The organism is Novipirellula sp., from assembly GCF_041583735.1.
Taxonomy (GTDB): domain Bacteria; phylum Planctomycetota; class Planctomycetia; order Pirellulales; family Pirellulaceae; genus Novipirellula.
In genome coordinates this window covers 24,222-41,121 of sequence record NZ_JBFHFD010000011.1, presented here as the reverse complement: position 1 = coordinate 41,121, position 16,900 = coordinate 24,222, and the positions used below count along the sequence as shown (strand labels likewise).

The window sequence follows — 16,900 nt, the reverse complement described above, 5'->3', positions numbered from 1 at the left end:
AGCAACACGTGAGTATTATTTCACCGACAGCTGGCAGTGTCTAGAAGAACATGTTGACACCTCCAACACCCCACGACGTCAATACGTTTGGGGCATGCGTTACATCGACGACCTTGTAGCACGAGACCGCGATATCTCGCCTTCGGGTGGGCTTTTAGGCGAGCGACTATACTTCCTGGCCGATGCCAACTGGAACACAACGGCTATTGTCGACGCCTCCGGCATCGTTCGAGAGCGATACGAGTACGATCCGTACGGCATACTGTCTTGCTTCGCGGCCGACTTCACGCCGCGATCCAGCAGCAACTACAACGTTCTCTACACGTATACGAGTCGCGAGTGGACACCGGTCGCCAGCCTCTACTACTTCCGTAATCGTTGGTATGACCCACAACTCGGCCGGTTTAGCTCCAGAGATCCTATCGGGTATGAAGGAAGCATGTGGAGTCTTTACGAATATGTAATGTCGGGCCCACTGATTGCAATGGATCCTTTAGGGCTCCAGCGCGGCGTAGGCCCCGTAAGACCAGGCATTAGACCCGGCACAGGTCAGCCCAGTACGAGGCCGGGAACAAGACCGGGATCAGAGCCATGGCCGACGAACGAATCAAATGGGTCAAACCTCTTTGTTGAGTAAGCAAGCTGGTGCACCAGCGTGAAGCGGCGATTAGCTTCAGCTAATGCAGCAGCGATCAGTCACATATCGATGGTATGTGGCAATGCGTTTTGCTACACCGCCACACGTTATCCAAACGGCAGCGAGGTTACACTCCACTTCAAAACCAATGGCCTGATCAAATGTTCCCAATGTCCAGCCTTGTCGACATAGAGTTGGCCGTTTTGACGGAGTACGAGTACTTAGGGCGGGGGAGCGTCTTCTAGCAGGATAGTTTCGAAGCAGGGAAGCGTGATGAAAGTTTGTGTGCTGCTTTTAACTCATCAATCAAAAACGACGATCTTTGAGCATTTTGATTCGATCGAATTGCCTCCTGGATGGAGCAAGTATCTTCTTGTCGACGAGAATTCGTGTGCGGTGAGTGAGTTTGGCGATCGCAGTGTTGTGGGGTTCTGTCACGAGAGTTTAGTGAAGGTCGGTTATCATCCCATCTCAGGAACACTCATTCCAGGGAGCGCCCATTTTCCTGTGATTGAGTTTGCGTACACTCGCAAAGTCGATTTCGTATGGGCGATCGAGTTTGATGTGCAGTGGACAGCGAGTTGGCTTGATTTTTTTAATGAGTTTGACGATTATGCGGACTTTTTGGCAACTCGAGTGCGCCGATACGAAACGGATGCGAATTGGTGTTGGTGGGATTCGCTGAAACCACCTCCTGGTGCAACAATCGAGTGGAACCACCCGAACGCCTCGCTCGCGTCATTCAATCCGATTTACCGGTTGTCAGCTGCCGCTGTTTGTGCGTTGCGGAAGCGATTCTTGTTGGGCTGGTCAGGTCACAACGAGGTGACGATCCCGACCTTGCTTGAACAGGAGGGGCTAGTCGTCGCGGACATGGGCGGGGCGGGCGAATTCACTCCCACCGCACAACGCGAGCGTATCTATTCATTGGAAACGATGCGGTGGAGACCGGAATTCAGCCTAGAAGACGTTTCTACGCTTGAACCCAATATGCTCTATCACCCAATGAAACATTAAGATGGCAGAGACGCGGACAAATCAGTGGGGAAGGGGGGGCAAAAGATGGTCTCCTATCTGCGCCAGATTGAAGCGACTCTTGAGCAGCACGCCAGGAGGCGGGCTTATTCATTGGCGGGCTGCATACCCGTCATGCGACTTTGTGCAGCAATTGATACCCCAATCCGATCCGTGCAACTCGCCGAAGATACTGAACTATGTGACTTGGGGGCGATGTCTTAGCTTTCCCCCAAGTCAGCGATTCACAATGAAACTGTTGGTTCGAAAAGCGAGCTATCGGCCGCCCACCGCAAGGTCAGAGGGTGAAATCCGAGCCAGCGAATGAACCAACTCGTCGACGTATTGGAAGTGTCCAATTCGCATGAAGACTAAATGTCGTGACCGGATTTCTAAGGTTCGGCTTGTTGCTCCGGCCTTATGGCGTGCAATACAACCGTTCATTTCATGATTACACCTATTGGATGCACCGGTAGTTCTGGGTTCGGTGGATGCCTAGTTGCCGGTTCCCGCCTTTTTGCCGCACACGTACGCTTCCGCTATCTCGACAGCGGCAAGCGAGCCTTGTCGACAAAACGTACTTGAGACGCGGTTCTTTTTCTCCGTTGATCGAAGCTGGATACGAAAAGGTGCTTTCCCGCGAGCTGCTCCACGCTTTGAAAACATGGAAGAATCGCCCAATTGCTTTGAAATCGGGGGCTATAGGAGAAAAGAGGGTTGGCTTTGTTGGCGGTTTGGCCAACGGCTAACAATTCAAACGTATTCATTCTCGTGTTTCTTCGGGACGCCCGGTTTGCAAGGGGAGCCGTTTGTTTGCCTCGCTCCAAGCAAAAGCTCTCGTTTCCTATGGCCCATTCTTGGTAGCACCACAATAACATGGAATTTGCAGTGCAATGAAACATGTCAGAGGAGGGGACTTGTGCGGCTTTCGAAAGAGCCTAGTTCGTCTGTCGGATTGCTTTTGGACCGTGCCCATCATCACACGAAGACTTTCAGCACAAAGTTTTTTTCCCACAGAACGCAATGAGGGCACCATGTACGAACTGATTTTACAAAAACTTGAGCAAATTGAATTGCAACTCGTCGCGTTGGTAGACGAGAAGCAAGTCCAAGAATGGTACGACACTAAGACCGTCGCGGAAATGCTGGATCGGTCGTCGTACAGCGTACGCGAATGGTGCCGACTCGGTCGCGTGCGAGCTACGAAACGAGCGTGTGGCCGTGGGAGCGCCAAGGAATGGATGATCTCGCACGATGAAGTGCAACGAATTAAGTCGGAAGGACTGCTTTCCCGGGAAGTTGTATGATTGAATGAGCCCGATCAATGACTTGATCATTCTGTCATGCCCAACATGACTCGACTGAAATGTCCGGGTATTATCCCACCGCCGTATTGCAGTTTTCGATATTCAAACCGAGTTCGGAATGTGCGCCGAAGCAATAGGTGAATTCTGCCCTGCCAGCTGCGGGGCGTGCCCTTACGGTTCAATTCAGTAAACTCAAGCAGACTGCCTATCAAGCGTTACGCGAGACCTAGGCTGAGTGATTCCGATGTGATTTCGATGAGCATGAGGAACGAACCAAGGGCGTAGTAACGGCGATAGATCGACTATTTGGGATTACGCTTTGGTCGCTATCCTGGCTCTAATGACGCAGTGATGTTCGGTATGCAATTTCAACATCGGGATTGGTTTGCTTGGGGTGGATTAGATAAAGAACAGAAAGCTCCCAAAGCAAGAACATGTCGAGAATTTTTGCAACCGGGTTACTCCACGGATTTGCTTTAGAAAAATATCAGACAAGTTTTGGATCAATGTGCCGCCCGCAATGTTGATGAAGGCGGCCAAGAAGAAAAAGCTTCACCTAGAACACAGAGGAATCGATGAGTCTTCTACGAGATATCCAGAATAACGCTATTGACGGATCCACCGACCTCTCGTCGCTGCTCCGAAGCTGCACTGTCCTCGGTGCTCGTCTAGGGAACGACGATTTCAGAAATTGGGTTTCAAACGAACTGAACGGATACCAAGACGCCAAATCGTTGCCTGACTACCGAGTCTTGGCTGTCAGATCGAAAGGAGACTTCTACGGGCCATTCGGAAGCGGGCTTCGCAATGCGGACATCCCTCCTATGTCAATACCCGCGGATTTTCGAGACCGCCTTTTCTATTGCCGCATCCAGGACCCAGTCGCCTCGATTCAAGACCTTGTTAAAAAGGCTGAGTCATCGCTTCGGGGCCCGTGGCCCGTCGAACTTACGCAGTACGCTGGGAATGAAATATTCGAAAATTACAACTGCCTGCAGGCTTGGCAGTCAATTCCGTGTAACACTATGGTTGCACTGCTAGATGCGGTCCGCAACCGATTGCTTAGTTTCGTGTTGGAGATTGAGGCCGAGGAACCAGACGCAGGGGAGGCGCCGATCAACTCAGAGCCGATTCCTGATAAAGTCGTCTCGCAGATTTTCAACACGATCATAATGGGTGACGTACAGAACATGTCCGCAGGAGGAGAGCATGTCCAGCAAACCGTTCAAACGATCGAGCCACTAAATTTTCAATCGCTTGCTGATTGGTTAAATCGCCAGGGCGTCAAAATGACCGATGTCGAGCATCTAAAATCTGCCATCAATGATGACGAAGGTACAGCGGAGGCTGGCATTGGTCAAAACGTCAAGCGTTGGCTCGCCTACATGCAGCAAAAGGCAGCAGATGGTTCGTGGAAGGTTGGAACGTCGGTAGCGGGGAGTTTGCTCGGTAAAGCACTTGCCAGGTACTATGGGTTAACTGGCGATTAGTTTCCACTCGCTCCCTATCATCTTAAACACTTGGCATCCGCAGTTTTGGTGCTATCGGGGGGCAACCGCACCTTATCGTGTATGCCGGGCAAAGGTTTATATTCACTGTTCCGCGAATGTAACGCAGCGTCGGTCGCGGGACTCTGTGACCGAGCCAATGCAGAATGTCGATAAGCGGAATCCCGGTTTGTTGGCTTCGTTCATAGTGGTCACGTCAAGCGAAAGGCCGCCAACTTTTTCGTCAACTCCAACTTGTTCGCAATACTGTTTGGCCAGCCTCTGAATCCGGCGGAGTTCACATCAGGACGATGGTGTACCGCCGCCAAAAGCGGGCGGAGGGGATTGCGGATATTTTGTTGGTGATAATGGTGCCCCACCTTAGCACATGTGGTTTGCGACAAAATCGCGAATACCATCGATCATGCGAGTTACGTCACCATCCTCGAATTCCTCTGGATGTCCATGGGCGGCTGCGTTGCGAATCTTGGCCCAAGCCCTGATTTGCTCAGCCCTCATCTTGTTGTAGACGCCTTCGCGGGCGAGGTCGTCGTTCATCGTGTTCAGTTTTTCGCAGGATTCGAGATTTGGATGGAGATCACACATTGCGCGTAGTGTTGATTCAAGCACCGTTCCGGCAACCACAGCTGCTGGCACCTTGAACTTGCGTTCAAGGAAATGGGTTGCTTGTTCAAGCTCGTCTGAAAACACTTCGGCATGGACGAGATTGCGAACGCTGAAGATATAGCCACCTTCATACTGGTCTTTCGCAGAAAGTAGAATAGCCTCAAGCATGTTGAAGTCTGGTAATCTGACCAACGAAGCAGTTGACTTCCCGAACGCGAAAAACTTGGTCATGACGGGATGCTCAGGACCGAACACTTGAATCAGGAGCGATTCAACTGACGTTGCCCAGCCCACGACAAGCCCCGAGTCAACGTAGTCGTGTGTTCCAAACATTTGCTGTGTAACAGTCTTTTTGGTTGCCTTGATGGCTGCTGTTTGCGCGGCAAGTTCATCGAACCGCTTTTGAATCCGCACTATGCCAGTCATTGTTTCTCCTTTCGCCCCGGATTTTACGCCAGATGTCATGGTGGAGTGTATTTGTCGCATAACTTCTTTTATAGGATGCAAATAGATATGTCGATATACAGCGAGGCATGGCCCCCCCTACTCGGAGCGGATGATTAGGTCTAACGTGCAGTTTTGACGGGTGGAAGAATGAGGCCGCCTCACATTACTTTCCTGGAATGTGCGCCCTCTGGGCTAGCCGAATCACCCTTGTATGTCGTTGGGCCGGTTTCTGACTTTTCTAGAGAGCCCGTGATCCATTTCCCTCTGTGCAGCCATATTTTTAAAACATAAGTCTGAAACGCAATGGGAATTCCTAGCTCCGAGATCGTTGGAATAATTTACGAACTTCTACCGGGGTTCGTCGCGGCGTGGATTTTTTACGGTCTAACGGCACATCCGAAGACATCGCCGTTTGAGCGGGTGATCCAGGCACTTATTTTCACACTGATTGCGGAAGCCCTCACGCAAATGGTTGGATTTTCATGTGTTTGCGTTGGGAGCTTGTGCGGCAAGTTTCTGATAGGTACTTGGTCGGCGTCAATTGCGTTTGTATGGAAGGTGGGATTCTCGATAGCAATTGGTTTTGCGTTTGCATGGTTCGCCAACACAAATCGGTTGAACTCTTGGCTTCCTGCATCGTTAACCAAAAGAACCTCTTTTCCTTCTGAATGGTTCAGCGCCTTTAATCGAACGCAACGTTTTGTATACCTGCATTTGCATGACAAGCGACGCCTCTACGGATGGCCCGAAGAATGGCCTGATGCGCCGGATCAGGGGCACTTCGTTTTAATGCAACCTGCTTGGATACTTCCGGACAACACCCGAGTAGAGTTGAAAATTACGGAACGAATTCTCGTATCCAGTGCTGAAGTCCGTTTCGTTGAGTTTGAAAAAGATGAAGTAGCTATCCGAGAAAACGCAGACGCGGTAAAATTGGAGTCCGATAAGATGCTGGAGTTCAATAAAGATGAAGAAGATACAAAGGAACGAGTTGATGAGTGAAGATAAGCGACCGATCCGAGAGCGAGTCATCATCGAAGGCGGGTACAACGGCGGTCCCGTGCCAGTGGAGATTCCATCACGCACAATCATTGAGCGTTCAATGAACGGAAATCCGCCAGTTCAAACGCAATGTGTCGTTCAGCAATCCCAGGACCGGCCTACCAGTCCTCCACCGCCGAAAGAGGGTTAACATATGTCCAATTCTTCAGAATCTAAGCCTGAGTCAACGAAATCCGGTGAACGCTATGAGCTGTCGTGCAACGGCCTGCCGCCTACGGCTGTCACCATGGGACGTCCTGTAAGTCCACCTCCACCGGAATCTTCTAAGGAGAATTCAAATGGGAAGTAAGATACCGCAGCCACCTCCGGCCCCCAAAACACCGATAAGAATCGGTAATGCTGCGAACGGTTGCCCGCCGAAACCAACTCAAGAGGCTCGACCTACGAGTCCACCACCCCCGAAGACTTCGGACGAAAAGAAGTAAAAGACCTACGTCTGATAAGCGAGAGTTTACACTGCATCGACAGAGCGGTTGGCTCAACCGGTCAGCTCCTTCCTATCATTGACATCGTATGTCACTTCCGGTCGTTGCTACTGAATGCATCGCACGACTCTCCCTAGCCGCCTCTGGTTTGGTATGTCCAACCTCCGCACAATTAGGATGTGCACATTGTTGCTCACAACAATGAAAACGTTGCGGTTGGTCATCGTTGATTTGGCACAGAGGTGAAGTTGACCAATGCGAGTTGGCGGCATTAGCAAATACAAGAACGAGTTGCAACCGAAGAGCGTTAATGACGCTGGGGTCTCGGACATCAAAGGACATCTCCCCCCTAAAGTTGGTTGGAAAACTCAACCACACCTTTAACCTGTTGTCCAGAAAACATTTCAAGCATTTGATCGGCTAGCTGAAAATCACATATGAACTCGTCAGAATTGACCACGCCACAGCTTTGATAAGATTGGGACTGAGTATATGGGAATGAGTATACATGTGGCTGCGGTTGAGTATTGTGTCGTGGTCCGCTATCCCGCGAACCACGAAATGCAAATGAACATCACTTCCCCTGTCAGCCCTCGATATGTCATTTAACAAAGCGGGAAAACTGTGGTTAATTTTAAAAAACGTCTAGCAGAGAAGTCGCCAGAGAAAACGATTGATCCAGTATCCCTTTACGATACGCTCGACCGAGCGAGCGACAAGGGGCCTCTGCGTCCAGTTCAAGAGACGATCTTGCAAACTTGGCATGAGAGTCGTCGGTCACATCGTGACATAATTCTCAAGCTGCATACCGGCCAGGGCAAAACACTTATTGGATTGCTAATCTTGCAATCTAAGCTCAACGAAACGGGTGAGCCAGCTGTTTACCTCTGTCCAAACAATTTCTTGATCAGGCAAACTGTAGAGCAGGCAAAGCAGTTTGGTATCCCAGTCTGTGTTTCAAACGGAGAGCTTCCGTTTGAATTCCTCAGTGGAAAGAAAATGCTGATCACATCGGTTCAGAAGCTTTTCAACGGAATGACGAAGTTTGGCTTAGGACCGAATTCCATTGCCATACACACCGTGTTAATGGATGATGCGCATGCATGCATTGACGCGATCCGCGATGCATTTTTAATAAGAATCGAAAAGAGCAACCAAGCCTATGCAGATATGTTATCGCTGTTCTCCGATGACCTTGAACGTCAGGGAATCGGGACGTTCGCCGATATTCGCAACCACGTTGCAGAGGCTATTTTGCCAGTCCCATACTGGTCATGGGATGATAAAAATTCAGAAGTAGCAAAGATTCTGTCGAAGAACGCTACCGATCGAGCAGTGAAATTTGCCTGGCCAGTAATACGAGATATGCTCCCTCATTGCCACTGCGTATTCTCAGGGCGGGCGTTGGAAATTGCACCCTACTTACCGCCGCTCGCGAAATTTGGATCGTATTTTAATGCAAAGCATCGCATTTTCATGTCGGCGACGATTACCGACGACGCGTTCCTTGTTAAGGGCCTTCGTCTCTCGCCAGAGACGATCAAAAAACCGCTTCGATTTAATGCGGAAAAGTGGTCCGGTGAAAAAATGATATTGATTCCATCGCTCATCGATGAATCGCTTGATCGCTCAACAATGGTAGAGCGATATGCGAAACCAAACCTGAAAGCGATGACAGGTACGGTTGCCTTGGTACCAAGCGTCAAATGTTCGGCTGACTGGAACGCATACAAGTCAATCATCGCGGACAGAGACTCGATTGCGGGGAACGTCGCGGATTTAAAAGCAGGAAAGGTTGCGAAGACGCTCGTAATTGTCAACCGATATGACGGAATCGACCTCCCTGACGAGGCATGCCGGCAGCTCATCGTCGATTCGAAACCGTATTCGGAAAATCTCTTTGATCTATATGGCGAAAGTTGTCGGAGTACCAGCAATGTGTCGTCGATACGCGTTGCTCGCACTATCGAGCAAGGACTTGGTCGAAGCGTGCGAGGCGAAAAGGATTTCTGCGTAATCGTGCTGATCGGTTCCGACTTAGTTCGGGCGATCCGCACTAAAGAGCTGAGATCGCATCTGTCGAATCAAACTGCGGCTCAAATCGAACTCGCGCTTGAAATTGTCGAAATGTCTCGCGAAGAGATCAACGAAGGCAACGACGCGTCTGAGGTATACCATCAGATGGTAAGGCAGTGCCTTGACCGCGACGATGGCTGGAAACAGTTTTACCAAGAGAGGATGAATGCCGTAGATTTTACGCCACGAGAGAGTACTGTACTGGAGCACTTTTCAGCTGAACTTGAAGCGGAAGACCTCTATGTTTCAGGGCAGGTCGACGAGGCCGTGGCAAGAATACAGCGACTGTTAGACAGTCATGTTGAGGACGCATTTGATCGTGGCTGGTACATGCAAACGATGGCGAGATACATATCTACAGTAAGTAAGACGCAATCAAACAAGATGCAGGTAAATGCTCACAAGAAGAATACGTACGTGCTGAAACCGCAAGCTGGCATGATTGTACAAAAGCTTGGTGAAATAAGCCAAAAACGGATGAAAAACATAGCTGATTGGATTTCGCAATTCGACTCATACGAGGAACTTGCGGTTACCGTGGCCGCCATGTTGGACCGATTCTCGTTTGGTGTCGATTCCGATGTGTTTGAGCGAACGACGAGTGAGGTTGCAAGTGCGCTTGGTTTTGAAAACCAGAGACCGGAAAAAGAGTGGGGTGAAGGGCCAGATAACCTTTGGTGTTTTAGGGATGGCGAATTTCTACTCATCGAGTGCAAGAATGAGGCACATATTGATCGCTCGGAGATCGCCAAGAGAGAGTCTGAACAAATGAACCGTTCGACCGCTTGGTTCAAGAAGTACTATCCAGCATGCTCTGTAAAGAACTTTATGATTATTCCAACGAATGTTCTTTCGAGCGCTGGAAGCTTCCTGGACCCCGTTGAGGTTGTAAACGATAACTGCCTGAGAAATCTCAAGAGAAACATTAGGGCATTCTTCGATGAGTTTCGTTGCCTTGATCTTCGCGATCTCTCCGAAGCCCGAATACAGGTATTAGTGAATGCTCACGACTTGTCGATAGACGATCTTCGATCTAAATATTCGAAGAAGGTTGTTGTCAAAAGACGTGCGAACCCCAGCTAGGATTCTCCCAATCTGTGAAGTGTCTTGGCTTGCAACAACTGGACGGAAGTTTCCCAGTGGGCAAGCAATCGACGTCCACTGTGGGGAAGCACGCCCCCAAATAGAGAACAATCGTTTCTAATGCAGTGAAATGCAGCGGCAGATAATTCGCATCGGTTCGAAAAAACTCGGTGTCTGTTGCGATGTGCGAACGGCACGTGGTCGTGGACACCGAAGGGATTTCCGCGTTTTCGTACAAAGCTTCGCTTTTTAATGGTTGTCGTTTCCTCATGGCTCGGGATTGCAGCCCGCTTCTGGCTGATCAAGGACGAGGCGGCACGCGGCACGGCACACTTCGCGGGCGAGTTGATCACTAACCGTGAACACCTTCAAGCCATCAGTCGAAATCCGTAGCACCGGAGGAAATCCGCCCTTATTCAACCATTCCGCAAGATTGTTTGCGTGCTCGGTCGCGTCGTCCACCATGCCGAGTGCGAAGTCGTCCATCATTGCGTTGAATGCTTCTGTTGGGTCCATGTAACGGACAATGCCAGAGTGATCGTTGTTCTGTCAACGAAAAATGTCGTCGCGTGTTGATCCTTTCTCCTATTGCCTGATTGAACGTTTTGCAGGCTGCCACAAGTCCGCTGCCCGACGGCAAGCAGAAAATCGGTTCCCCCTAAAGGTCTCCCCCAATTTTCGGCTTTTGCGTTCAGCAAACCCGTGGCGGTCGCTTGGCATGTTCAACCCAGGCAATAGGAGAAAAAAATGGGAACACTTACAAAAGACAATCTACAACAGTTCACAGGTGATCTTGAACGATACAGGCACCCCCTTAATAGAAAGGTGATTTACACACCTGGAGTGCGATACGTAGCGGAAGAGGGCGAGGCGTTCTGGCTCATTGATGCAATCGCATCGTGGATCGGATCGGAGGAGTTCAACGATGCTGCATCGAAAGACTACCGCATCGGTGAAATGCATTTTTGGACACTCGAAACAAGCTGGAGCAAAGCGGGGCAACTGACAGCACGAGCCGACAGCCCTGAAAAGCCCTTCATCATTCAGAACATCGAGTTTACGGACTTCCCACTCCGCAAAATTGATATCTGGGCAGGCTTTGATGGCGAACACTGGACGCTTTATCTGCCCAGCGAGCACTAAGCCGAACCAACCGATCGGGGCGATCAAGCCCCGATCACTCAACCAAAAGGAGAACAGCACCATGTCAAATACCGAAGTCACAACCACTCGCGAACGTCCACACTCTGAATTCACCCGAAAAGCCGAAGCACTCATTGCAATTGCACGTCAGGCGGAAGGCTTTCAGGAACAGTTGAGTGAACACACCACCTACGAGGAGAAAACCAATCTTACCGAAATCGCCATCACGGCCAGTCGACTTGCCACCCTTTTGAATACCGCCCATCCCGAGGCATTCTTGATCGGTCTGATCGACCAACTCCAAGACGAATTATCGTACTTTGCCAACCAATTCAAAGTGATCAGAAAGGAGCAGTGATGACCATATACCGACCAAACAATCCCTATCCAACACGTCCCGGTTTCGGGCTTCGGGTCCACCATGCCGAGACAGCGATCCGCAAACTGGCGGATGAACCGTGGGCGAATATTTACACACGCGGTTTCGATAACTGCTTCGAAAATGGCGACGGTGATGCAGTTGTCTTCGCACTGATCCACAAAGCCTACGCCGAACGCTCAGCTGACCCGAACGGCCGATCACAGCTTGCCGAGGGCATCGGCATCATGTTCCGAGGGCGTGTGAGCCTCGACGGGTTTCCGTTGAGCTGGGAAGCGGTCGCGTGGCCTGCGGAGCAGAGTGAATTGCTCACCGAAAATCGTGAGGTCAAGCAATTGTCGTTGACAGTGTAAATCGATCCGTGCCAATAACGGCACAGACACCAAACCAGCAGACGAAAGGGCAGTCACATGACACGCATATCAAAGATCGCCGCCACCAGAAGGTAGGGCGGCATGGCAAAGAAGAAAAGCACCAGCAAGAAACCCAAACGAGACATCTATCAGGAGGTCACGGACAAAATCATCGGATACCTGGAGGAGGGCATTGCTCCGTGGCGCAACCCGATAAAACGTGGCGACGGTGACGGGTGGCCCAAAAACATGGACAGCGGCAAACGATACCGAGGCATCAACGTGCTGCTGCTTGGTATGTCTGCCTGGAGTGGTGGATATTCATCCGATTACTGGATGACGTTCAAGCAGGCTCTAGCCAATGGCGGACAAGTCCGTAAAGGCGAAAAGGGAAGTTTGGTCACTTTCTGGACAATGTATGAGACCAAAGACAAAGACAATGGAAACGACATCACTGTTCCGGTTCTCAAACACTACACTGCCTTCAATGTCGAGCAAATCGACGGGATTGAAGCACCGGACGCACCGAAGGATGATCCGAATGCCATTCCGTTCCAGCCGCTCGCTGAAGCTGAGCGTATTGTGAACGGCTACCGAGTAAAACCGACCATTGAACACGATGGTGGTCGACGTGCCTTCTACCGCCCTCGCACCGACAGTGTTCACATGCCCGCCCCCGAGCAGTTCGATGAACGAAAGAGCTACTACAGCACTCTATTCCATGAGCTTTCGCACTCAACGGGCCATAGCAGCCGTCTTGATCGTGGCCTGGATACCGAACTCGCCCCGTTTGGATCACCGGATTACAGCCGAGAAGAGTTAGTCGCAGAAATGGGAGCCGCTTTCTTGTGTGCCGCCAGTGGCATCAGCCCCCCAACCATCGAGCAGTCCGCTTCGTATTTGCAAAGCTGGATCAATGTTCTCAAAGGCGATGCTCACCTTGTCATCGGAGCTGCAGGAGCCGCACAGAAAGCTGCCGATTTGATCTTGGGTGAAACCTTCAATGATGCTGCAAAGGAAGCCGCAAGTTTGATCGCGAACGCTGAAACGTCCAAGTGTCAGGTTGTTGACGCTGATAGTCCAGCGACGCCAGAGGAAGCCCATCCCGAACCTCGTGCAGAGAAGCCCAGAAGTACGACTACGCTGCCAACGCAGCTTGATTTGTTTTGACGGATATGGCATGGATTGGTGAGCCTGCACTGATCCTTGATCGGTTGATTGAGGACTATCAGGACACGCTGCCACGATGTGCGTTTCATCCGCAAGGGGCCGTGTTCTCACTTCGCTGCGAGCCGCACCTAAACCCCTTGCGGATGAAACGCACACCGCGGCTATTTCGCGGTCATAGTCATCAACAACCAACAAGGAGCAAAAACATGACACAGACAACAAACCAACCAGCCGCAAAACTACGCTACGGTGGCGTCGAAGCCGCCATTTGGGGCAATAGCAAGAAGGATGGAGATGGGATCCGCTACAGCGTCACCTACGTCCGCAACTACAAGACCGATGACGGTTGGAAAGAAACGACCTCATTCGGCGAAATCGAGAACTTGAAGCTGGGAATTCTGATCCCTCAGGTTGCTCAAAAGATCGCTGAACTCAAAGCGAGTGATCGTCAAGCGTCGCAAGACGACGACAGTGATCAATAAACACACGTTGGGAACGTTCAGTATCTAACATTTGGACGTTCCCGACTATGTGAACCGAAGTCACGAATTCGATTCTGTAATAACGGTCAAGCCTTGAAGATACAAGAAGTCGCGGGCATTGTTTGTCACCAGTGGCACACCAAGAGTTTCTGCTGTAGCGGCAATCCAGCCGTCAGCAGTTTTGAGTATCCGACCGCTTTTTTTTGCTTGGTCGATTAATCGCGCCCATGCCTCGCATGTCTTCCGGTTCGGATGGACAATGACATACCGCGATTTGATGAAGGCGGTTAGGTCTGCGTGCCGTTTTGCTCCCCAATTGCGGTTTAACGCGCCACGCAACAATTCCGCGTAGGTCATGAATGAAATGACGTTTATCTTTCCATCAAGGTGCGGTGCATAAAGCAAAGCTCTCGTATCGCCGCGAAATGCAAAAGAGACAACATCCGTATCAACAACAACCTTATTCATGGTGAAACGTTGGGTAGATCACGACCTTTTGCTGCGGCAATAAAATCGTCAACGCTCTCGTCTTCTGGCCACGCGGGAAAAATCAAATCGTTGGTATCGACAACAGGGCCAACACCTTGTTCGATAGCCAGCTTATCGACGTCGATATCGGCCTCGAATTCTTTCCAGCTTTGTATCCGCTGCTCTGACTCATCAAGACCAACACTGACTTTTGCCCCTCGTTCCCTAACCGCTGCCGCTAATTCATCAGCCACTCGGTCATAGTCCCCAGCTTGAAAAGCCGCCATGATTGATTGTTCGATATCGGATGGTAGATGAATTTGCATGATGTGTATCTCCTTCTGCCTCCATCTTACTACGGAAATACCGACAAAGACAAGTAAATCCGATCAATGAGGTATTGACCGAACGATTTGCGAGTTAAAAGCCGCCGTTCCTAAAACGCTGCAATTGGGAAACAAGCCGTTTCCCAATTGCAGGCGAATGCGAAACAGCTTGGCACTCAAGTTCCGTGAGGCCAAAACAATTGCCTTGATGCAAAACGTGTGCGATGCACAACTTTTAAGCGACACATCAAAAACCGGAAAGTGATCTCGCGCAACAGTTGCTCCGTGATCCGTATGACTTTGAATTCCTCAGGTGACTTCTGCCATGAAACGCAAAAACTCACTCTGATGGTCAATGGAAGGGCGCCGCAAATATTTCACATAGCGGAAAGTGATAATATATTTTATGGGAAATTGGATCTGATTCTGCGGCCAGACGTACCAGAGGCTGTGTGCGCTCGCGCACCGAAGTTCATCCGGTCGATGAAACCGGAGCACGCAAGCCATTGGCGATTCGGTGCGTCGGTGAAAACGACCGACGCGCATTCGCGAAATCGCTAACTACCCGGAAACGATGCAACTGCCGCGCCGTTGGGGAATTCTCCAAACCGCGTCGGTGTGTCCGCCGATGCATCGAAAAGATGGCCCCTCCGGCACCTTTTTTTCGCGGTTAGGAATCTGCTGTCGGCAGTGGTCAACGTAGCCATTAAATATCGGGCATTGCCGACAGCCAAACGCCAATCGTTCTCGTCGTAGGGTGCTCCGGGCCTAGCTTTGACTGGGCTAGGCGTATTCAATAGCCAATTGAGTCTTTCCAACTCCACCCTGCCCATGAATGGCTTGCGTGACGGCGGCACGCCTGTCACCTTCCAGTGCTCGTCGGAGTTCCGCGAGTTCGTTTATTCGTCCGGTAAATGAAGGGTTTTGAAAATAATCCAGATTCCATTTCGTGGCTGGTCTGAATGGCGTTTCCTCGCTGAAAAACTGTGGGTACAGCTGCTTGCAAAGATGAACCCGGAGACCCAATGCTTCTCGTATATCTTCCCAGAAAAATATATCAACCGAGAAAAGGCCTTTCTTCTTTCGCTCTTGGTCAATGCTCCTGGCAACCTTCTGAAGCTTGGCATCGCGTTGCCCGGACGTTGCCAGGATAAAGCTTGTTAGCTTTGGCTCGAACTCTTCCGACTTTTTAATTTCATCTCTGAGCTGTTTCTCGGTCAGATTCTTATCCGCAATGTTCTCTTTTCCTTTGCATTGGACGCCCGCGTATTCGCTGCCTCCCTGCGGACAACCGTAGACATCGACGCCGAAATCCTTTTGTCCGCTACGGCCATTTTTCTTGGCGGCTGGGTCCTGCCAGATATCTCGCCACAGAAGATGGCAAAGAAATTCAAAGTCTTGCCAATTGGTAGGTGGCGGCAATTGCGTTTGGCTGGCGTCCATCGGGCAAGGGCCTACATCGAGATCTAACTAATGTTGGGGAACAACGCAGGTGTCGATTGAAGTGGGCCGGGTTCACGGCAACTACAAGAGGTCAGAACACAAGCATGGGCCATTGTACTACTCCCCATTCTAGTGTTTTAGCGTCGATGCAACTTTCCTGCGTTTTACTCAAAATGGGAAGTTTCCAACGCCGCAGAGTGCTCTGACTCTCTGCGGTATTGTCAGACACGTAAGCCTCGCCAACCACTGTTTTCGAAAAGCCTGCATCCCGGAGTGCCCGTTTGCAAATCTGCGTCGGCTTCATTGACCGACGAGAGTTAAGTCACGGCCAAAGTGACGGAAGTTGGACAAACCGACCGCTCTGCGTCAACAAGCAAATTCGCTTCGGTCCAGCCCACCGAAGTGACTTTCGACGATCCGTACCGGCGTGCTCCGTTGGCCGATACCGGAGCAGGAAATGAGGATAGCAGGTACCGGTGTCTTGTCCCAACAACTCGCTACTTATCATGAGAGTGTCCGGGGACGCCGGTAGTATTTCTGTCAGTTGGTAATCATTCATGAACATTCACATTGTTGGACCGGTGAGCGTTTCGATGGTAATTTTGTCGATTGCTGGACTTTCTTCGGGGTGATCAAAGGTTCGAGGCCCCAGTTCTGTTATCGATTTGATCCGCCCCATCTGCAGCAGATCAAACAGTTCCCCAAGGTGACGACCTTCAATCGCGACGCGGTATTTTTCCATGCCGTAAATTGACAGCTCCACGTGCCCCGCATCACGCTTTTGCATCTCGCGAATATCCGAGCAAGCGAAGCTTTGCACACGTCCGTCATGGGTAATGAATTGTAACATCATCGGCGGCGGTTCGCCCGGTCCCACTTTTTTCCACGGCGTTTTTAGTGGCGTCCGTGATTTAATCGTTGGGGGCGTGGCAGCGTTTTCATTCGATGGAAATGGCATGTTTTTCATTCGT

18 protein-coding genes are annotated in these 16,900 nt (G+C 50.7%); 12 read left to right on the top strand and 6 right to left on the bottom strand.

The genetic code is table 11. From position 1 onward, the window contains the following. The first annotated feature begins 94 nt into the window (after positions 1-94). The 4 genes from ABX962_RS02130 to ABX962_RS02115 all read left to right on the top strand — a co-directional run bounded on the left by ABX962_RS02130 (position 95) and on the right by ABX962_RS02115 (position 4,448). Positions 95-637, top strand: a complete 543-nt coding sequence (locus ABX962_RS02130) for an RHS repeat domain-containing protein (protein WP_372716173.1) — start codon at positions 95-97, stop codon at positions 635-637. A 273-nt stretch (positions 638-910) separates the two neighbouring features. Then, entirely contained in the window at positions 911-1,654 is a 744-nt protein-coding gene (locus ABX962_RS02125; protein WP_372716171.1) for a hypothetical protein, read from the top strand. Positions 1,655-2,685: 1,031 nt separating this feature from the next. Next, positions 2,686-2,958 (top strand): helix-turn-helix domain-containing protein, encoded by a 273-nt coding sequence (locus ABX962_RS02120; protein WP_372716169.1) that lies wholly within the window; start codon positions 2,686-2,688, stop codon positions 2,956-2,958. 575 nt (positions 2,959-3,533) lie between these two features. Then, positions 3,534-4,448: a hypothetical protein gene (locus ABX962_RS02115; RefSeq protein WP_372716167.1), complete on the top strand. Its 915-nt coding sequence runs from the start codon at positions 3,534-3,536 to the stop codon at positions 4,446-4,448. 378 nt (positions 4,449-4,826) lie between these two features. Here ABX962_RS02115 and ABX962_RS02110 read toward each other — a convergent pair whose 3' ends face one another. Next, positions 4,827-5,537, bottom strand: a complete 711-nt coding sequence (locus ABX962_RS02110) for a hypothetical protein (RefSeq protein WP_372716165.1) — start codon at positions 5,535-5,537, stop codon at positions 4,827-4,829. Between the two features lie 285 nt (positions 5,538-5,822). Here ABX962_RS02110 and ABX962_RS02105 point away from each other — a divergent pair, with 285 nt between their 5' ends. From ABX962_RS02105 to ABX962_RS02095, 3 genes are all read left to right on the top strand, one after another. Next, complete coding sequence (locus ABX962_RS02105; RefSeq protein ID WP_372716163.1) at positions 5,823-6,521, top strand: DUF6338 family protein; 699 nt, start codon at positions 5,823-5,825, stop codon at positions 6,519-6,521. Continuing rightward, complete coding sequence (locus ABX962_RS02100) at positions 6,514-6,711, top strand: hypothetical protein (RefSeq protein WP_372716161.1); 198 nt, start codon at positions 6,514-6,516, stop codon at positions 6,709-6,711. The genes ABX962_RS02105 and ABX962_RS02100 overlap by 8 nt, the downstream gene beginning before the upstream one ends. Positions 6,712-7,630: 919 nt before the next feature. Beyond that, the gene (locus ABX962_RS02095) at positions 7,631-10,165 is read left to right on the top strand and encodes a DEAD/DEAH box helicase family protein (protein ID WP_372716159.1); all 2,535 of its coding nucleotides are present in this window, start codon (positions 7,631-7,633) and stop codon (positions 10,163-10,165) included. A gap of 267 nt (positions 10,166-10,432) precedes the next feature. On the opposite strand, the gene ABX962_RS02090 is transcribed toward ABX962_RS02095, so the two are convergent. After that, on the bottom strand, positions 10,433-10,681 hold the full coding sequence (locus ABX962_RS02090; protein ID WP_372716158.1) for a hypothetical protein: 249 nt from the start codon (positions 10,679-10,681) through the stop codon (positions 10,433-10,435). Positions 10,682-10,912: 231 nt separating this feature from the next. On the opposite strand from ABX962_RS02090, the gene ABX962_RS02085 reads away from it, so the two are divergent. The 5 genes from ABX962_RS02085 to ABX962_RS02065 all read left to right on the top strand — a co-directional run bounded on the left by ABX962_RS02085 (position 10,913) and on the right by ABX962_RS02065 (position 13,692). Further along, positions 10,913-11,308, top strand: coding sequence for a DUF6876 family protein (locus ABX962_RS02085; RefSeq protein WP_372716156.1), 396 nt, complete (start codon positions 10,913-10,915; stop codon positions 11,306-11,308). 61 nt (positions 11,309-11,369) lie between these two features. Then, a complete protein-coding gene (locus ABX962_RS02080; RefSeq protein WP_372716154.1) occupies positions 11,370-11,666 on the top strand; it encodes a hypothetical protein in 297 nt (98 codons plus the stop codon). Beyond that, positions 11,666-12,040 carry a hypothetical protein gene (locus ABX962_RS02075; protein ID WP_372716152.1) on the top strand — a complete coding sequence of 125 codons (375 nt, stop codon included), beginning with the start codon at positions 11,666-11,668 and terminating at the stop codon, positions 12,038-12,040. The genes ABX962_RS02080 and ABX962_RS02075 overlap by 1 nt, the downstream gene beginning before the upstream one ends. A 102-nt stretch (positions 12,041-12,142) precedes the next feature. Then, positions 12,143-13,210 carry an ArdC family protein gene (locus tag ABX962_RS02070; RefSeq protein ID WP_372716150.1) on the top strand — a complete coding sequence of 356 codons (1,068 nt, stop codon included), beginning with the start codon at positions 12,143-12,145 and terminating at the stop codon, positions 13,208-13,210. A 206-nt stretch (positions 13,211-13,416) separates the two neighbouring features. Continuing rightward, the gene (locus ABX962_RS02065; protein ID WP_372716149.1) at positions 13,417-13,692 is read left to right on the top strand and encodes a hypothetical protein; all 276 of its coding nucleotides are present in this window, start codon (positions 13,417-13,419) and stop codon (positions 13,690-13,692) included. A gap of 60 nt (positions 13,693-13,752) precedes the next feature. Here the strand turns inward: ABX962_RS02065 and ABX962_RS02060 are convergent, their stop codons facing one another. From ABX962_RS02060 to ABX962_RS02045, 4 genes are all read right to left on the bottom strand, one after another. After that, a complete protein-coding gene (locus tag ABX962_RS02060; RefSeq protein WP_339938709.1) occupies positions 13,753-14,160 on the bottom strand; it encodes a type II toxin-antitoxin system VapC family toxin in 408 nt (135 codons plus the stop codon). Beyond that, entirely contained in the window at positions 14,157-14,486 is a 330-nt protein-coding gene (locus ABX962_RS02055; protein WP_372716147.1) for a hypothetical protein, read from the bottom strand. The genes ABX962_RS02060 and ABX962_RS02055 overlap by 4 nt, the downstream gene beginning before the upstream one ends. 783 nt (positions 14,487-15,269) lie before the next feature. After that, positions 15,270-15,929: a hypothetical protein gene (locus ABX962_RS02050; RefSeq protein WP_372716145.1), complete on the bottom strand. Its 660-nt coding sequence runs from the start codon at positions 15,927-15,929 to the stop codon at positions 15,270-15,272. Between the two features lie 565 nt (positions 15,930-16,494). Beyond that, positions 16,495-16,887 (bottom strand): hypothetical protein, encoded by a 393-nt coding sequence (locus ABX962_RS02045; protein ID WP_372716143.1) that lies wholly within the window; start codon positions 16,885-16,887, stop codon positions 16,495-16,497. Between the last annotated feature and the right edge of the window lie 13 nt (positions 16,888-16,900).

Coding starts and splice junctions, on each gene's coding strand:
- ABX962_RS02125 (WP_372716171.1), top strand. CDS start 911: ATGAAAGTTTGTGTGCTGCTTTTAACTCATCAATCAAAAACGACGATC.
- ABX962_RS02115 (WP_372716167.1), top strand. CDS start 3,534: ATGAGTCTTCTACGAGATATCCAGAATAACGCTATTGACGGATCCACC.
- ABX962_RS02100 (WP_372716161.1), top strand. CDS start 6,514: ATGAGTGAAGATAAGCGACCGATCCGAGAGCGAGTCATCATCGAAGGC.
- ABX962_RS02045 (WP_372716143.1), bottom strand. CDS start 16,887: ATGCCATTTCCATCGAATGAAAACGCTGCCACGCCCCCAACGATTAAA.
- ABX962_RS02080 (WP_372716154.1), top strand. CDS start 11,370: ATGTCAAATACCGAAGTCACAACCACTCGCGAACGTCCACACTCTGAA.
- ABX962_RS02090 (WP_372716158.1), bottom strand. CDS start 10,681: ATGGACCCAACAGAAGCATTCAACGCAATGATGGACGACTTCGCACTC.
- ABX962_RS02060 (WP_339938709.1), bottom strand. CDS start 14,160: ATGAATAAGGTTGTTGTTGATACGGATGTTGTCTCTTTTGCATTTCGC.
- ABX962_RS02130 (WP_372716173.1), top strand. CDS start 95: ATGCGTTACATCGACGACCTTGTAGCACGAGACCGCGATATCTCGCCT.
- ABX962_RS02120 (WP_372716169.1), top strand. CDS start 2,686: ATGTACGAACTGATTTTACAAAAACTTGAGCAAATTGAATTGCAACTC.
- ABX962_RS02110 (WP_372716165.1), bottom strand. CDS start 5,537: ATGACATCTGGCGTAAAATCCGGGGCGAAAGGAGAAACAATGACTGGC.
- ABX962_RS02050 (WP_372716145.1), bottom strand. CDS start 15,929: ATGGACGCCAGCCAAACGCAATTGCCGCCACCTACCAATTGGCAAGAC.
- ABX962_RS02075 (WP_372716152.1), top strand. CDS start 11,666: ATGACCATATACCGACCAAACAATCCCTATCCAACACGTCCCGGTTTC.
- ABX962_RS02070 (WP_372716150.1), top strand. CDS start 12,143: ATGGCAAAGAAGAAAAGCACCAGCAAGAAACCCAAACGAGACATCTAT.
- ABX962_RS02105 (WP_372716163.1), top strand. CDS start 5,823: ATGGGAATTCCTAGCTCCGAGATCGTTGGAATAATTTACGAACTTCTA.
- ABX962_RS02055 (WP_372716147.1), bottom strand. CDS start 14,486: ATGCAAATTCATCTACCATCCGATATCGAACAATCAATCATGGCGGCT.
- ABX962_RS02085 (WP_372716156.1), top strand. CDS start 10,913: ATGGGAACACTTACAAAAGACAATCTACAACAGTTCACAGGTGATCTT.
- ABX962_RS02065 (WP_372716149.1), top strand. CDS start 13,417: ATGACACAGACAACAAACCAACCAGCCGCAAAACTACGCTACGGTGGC.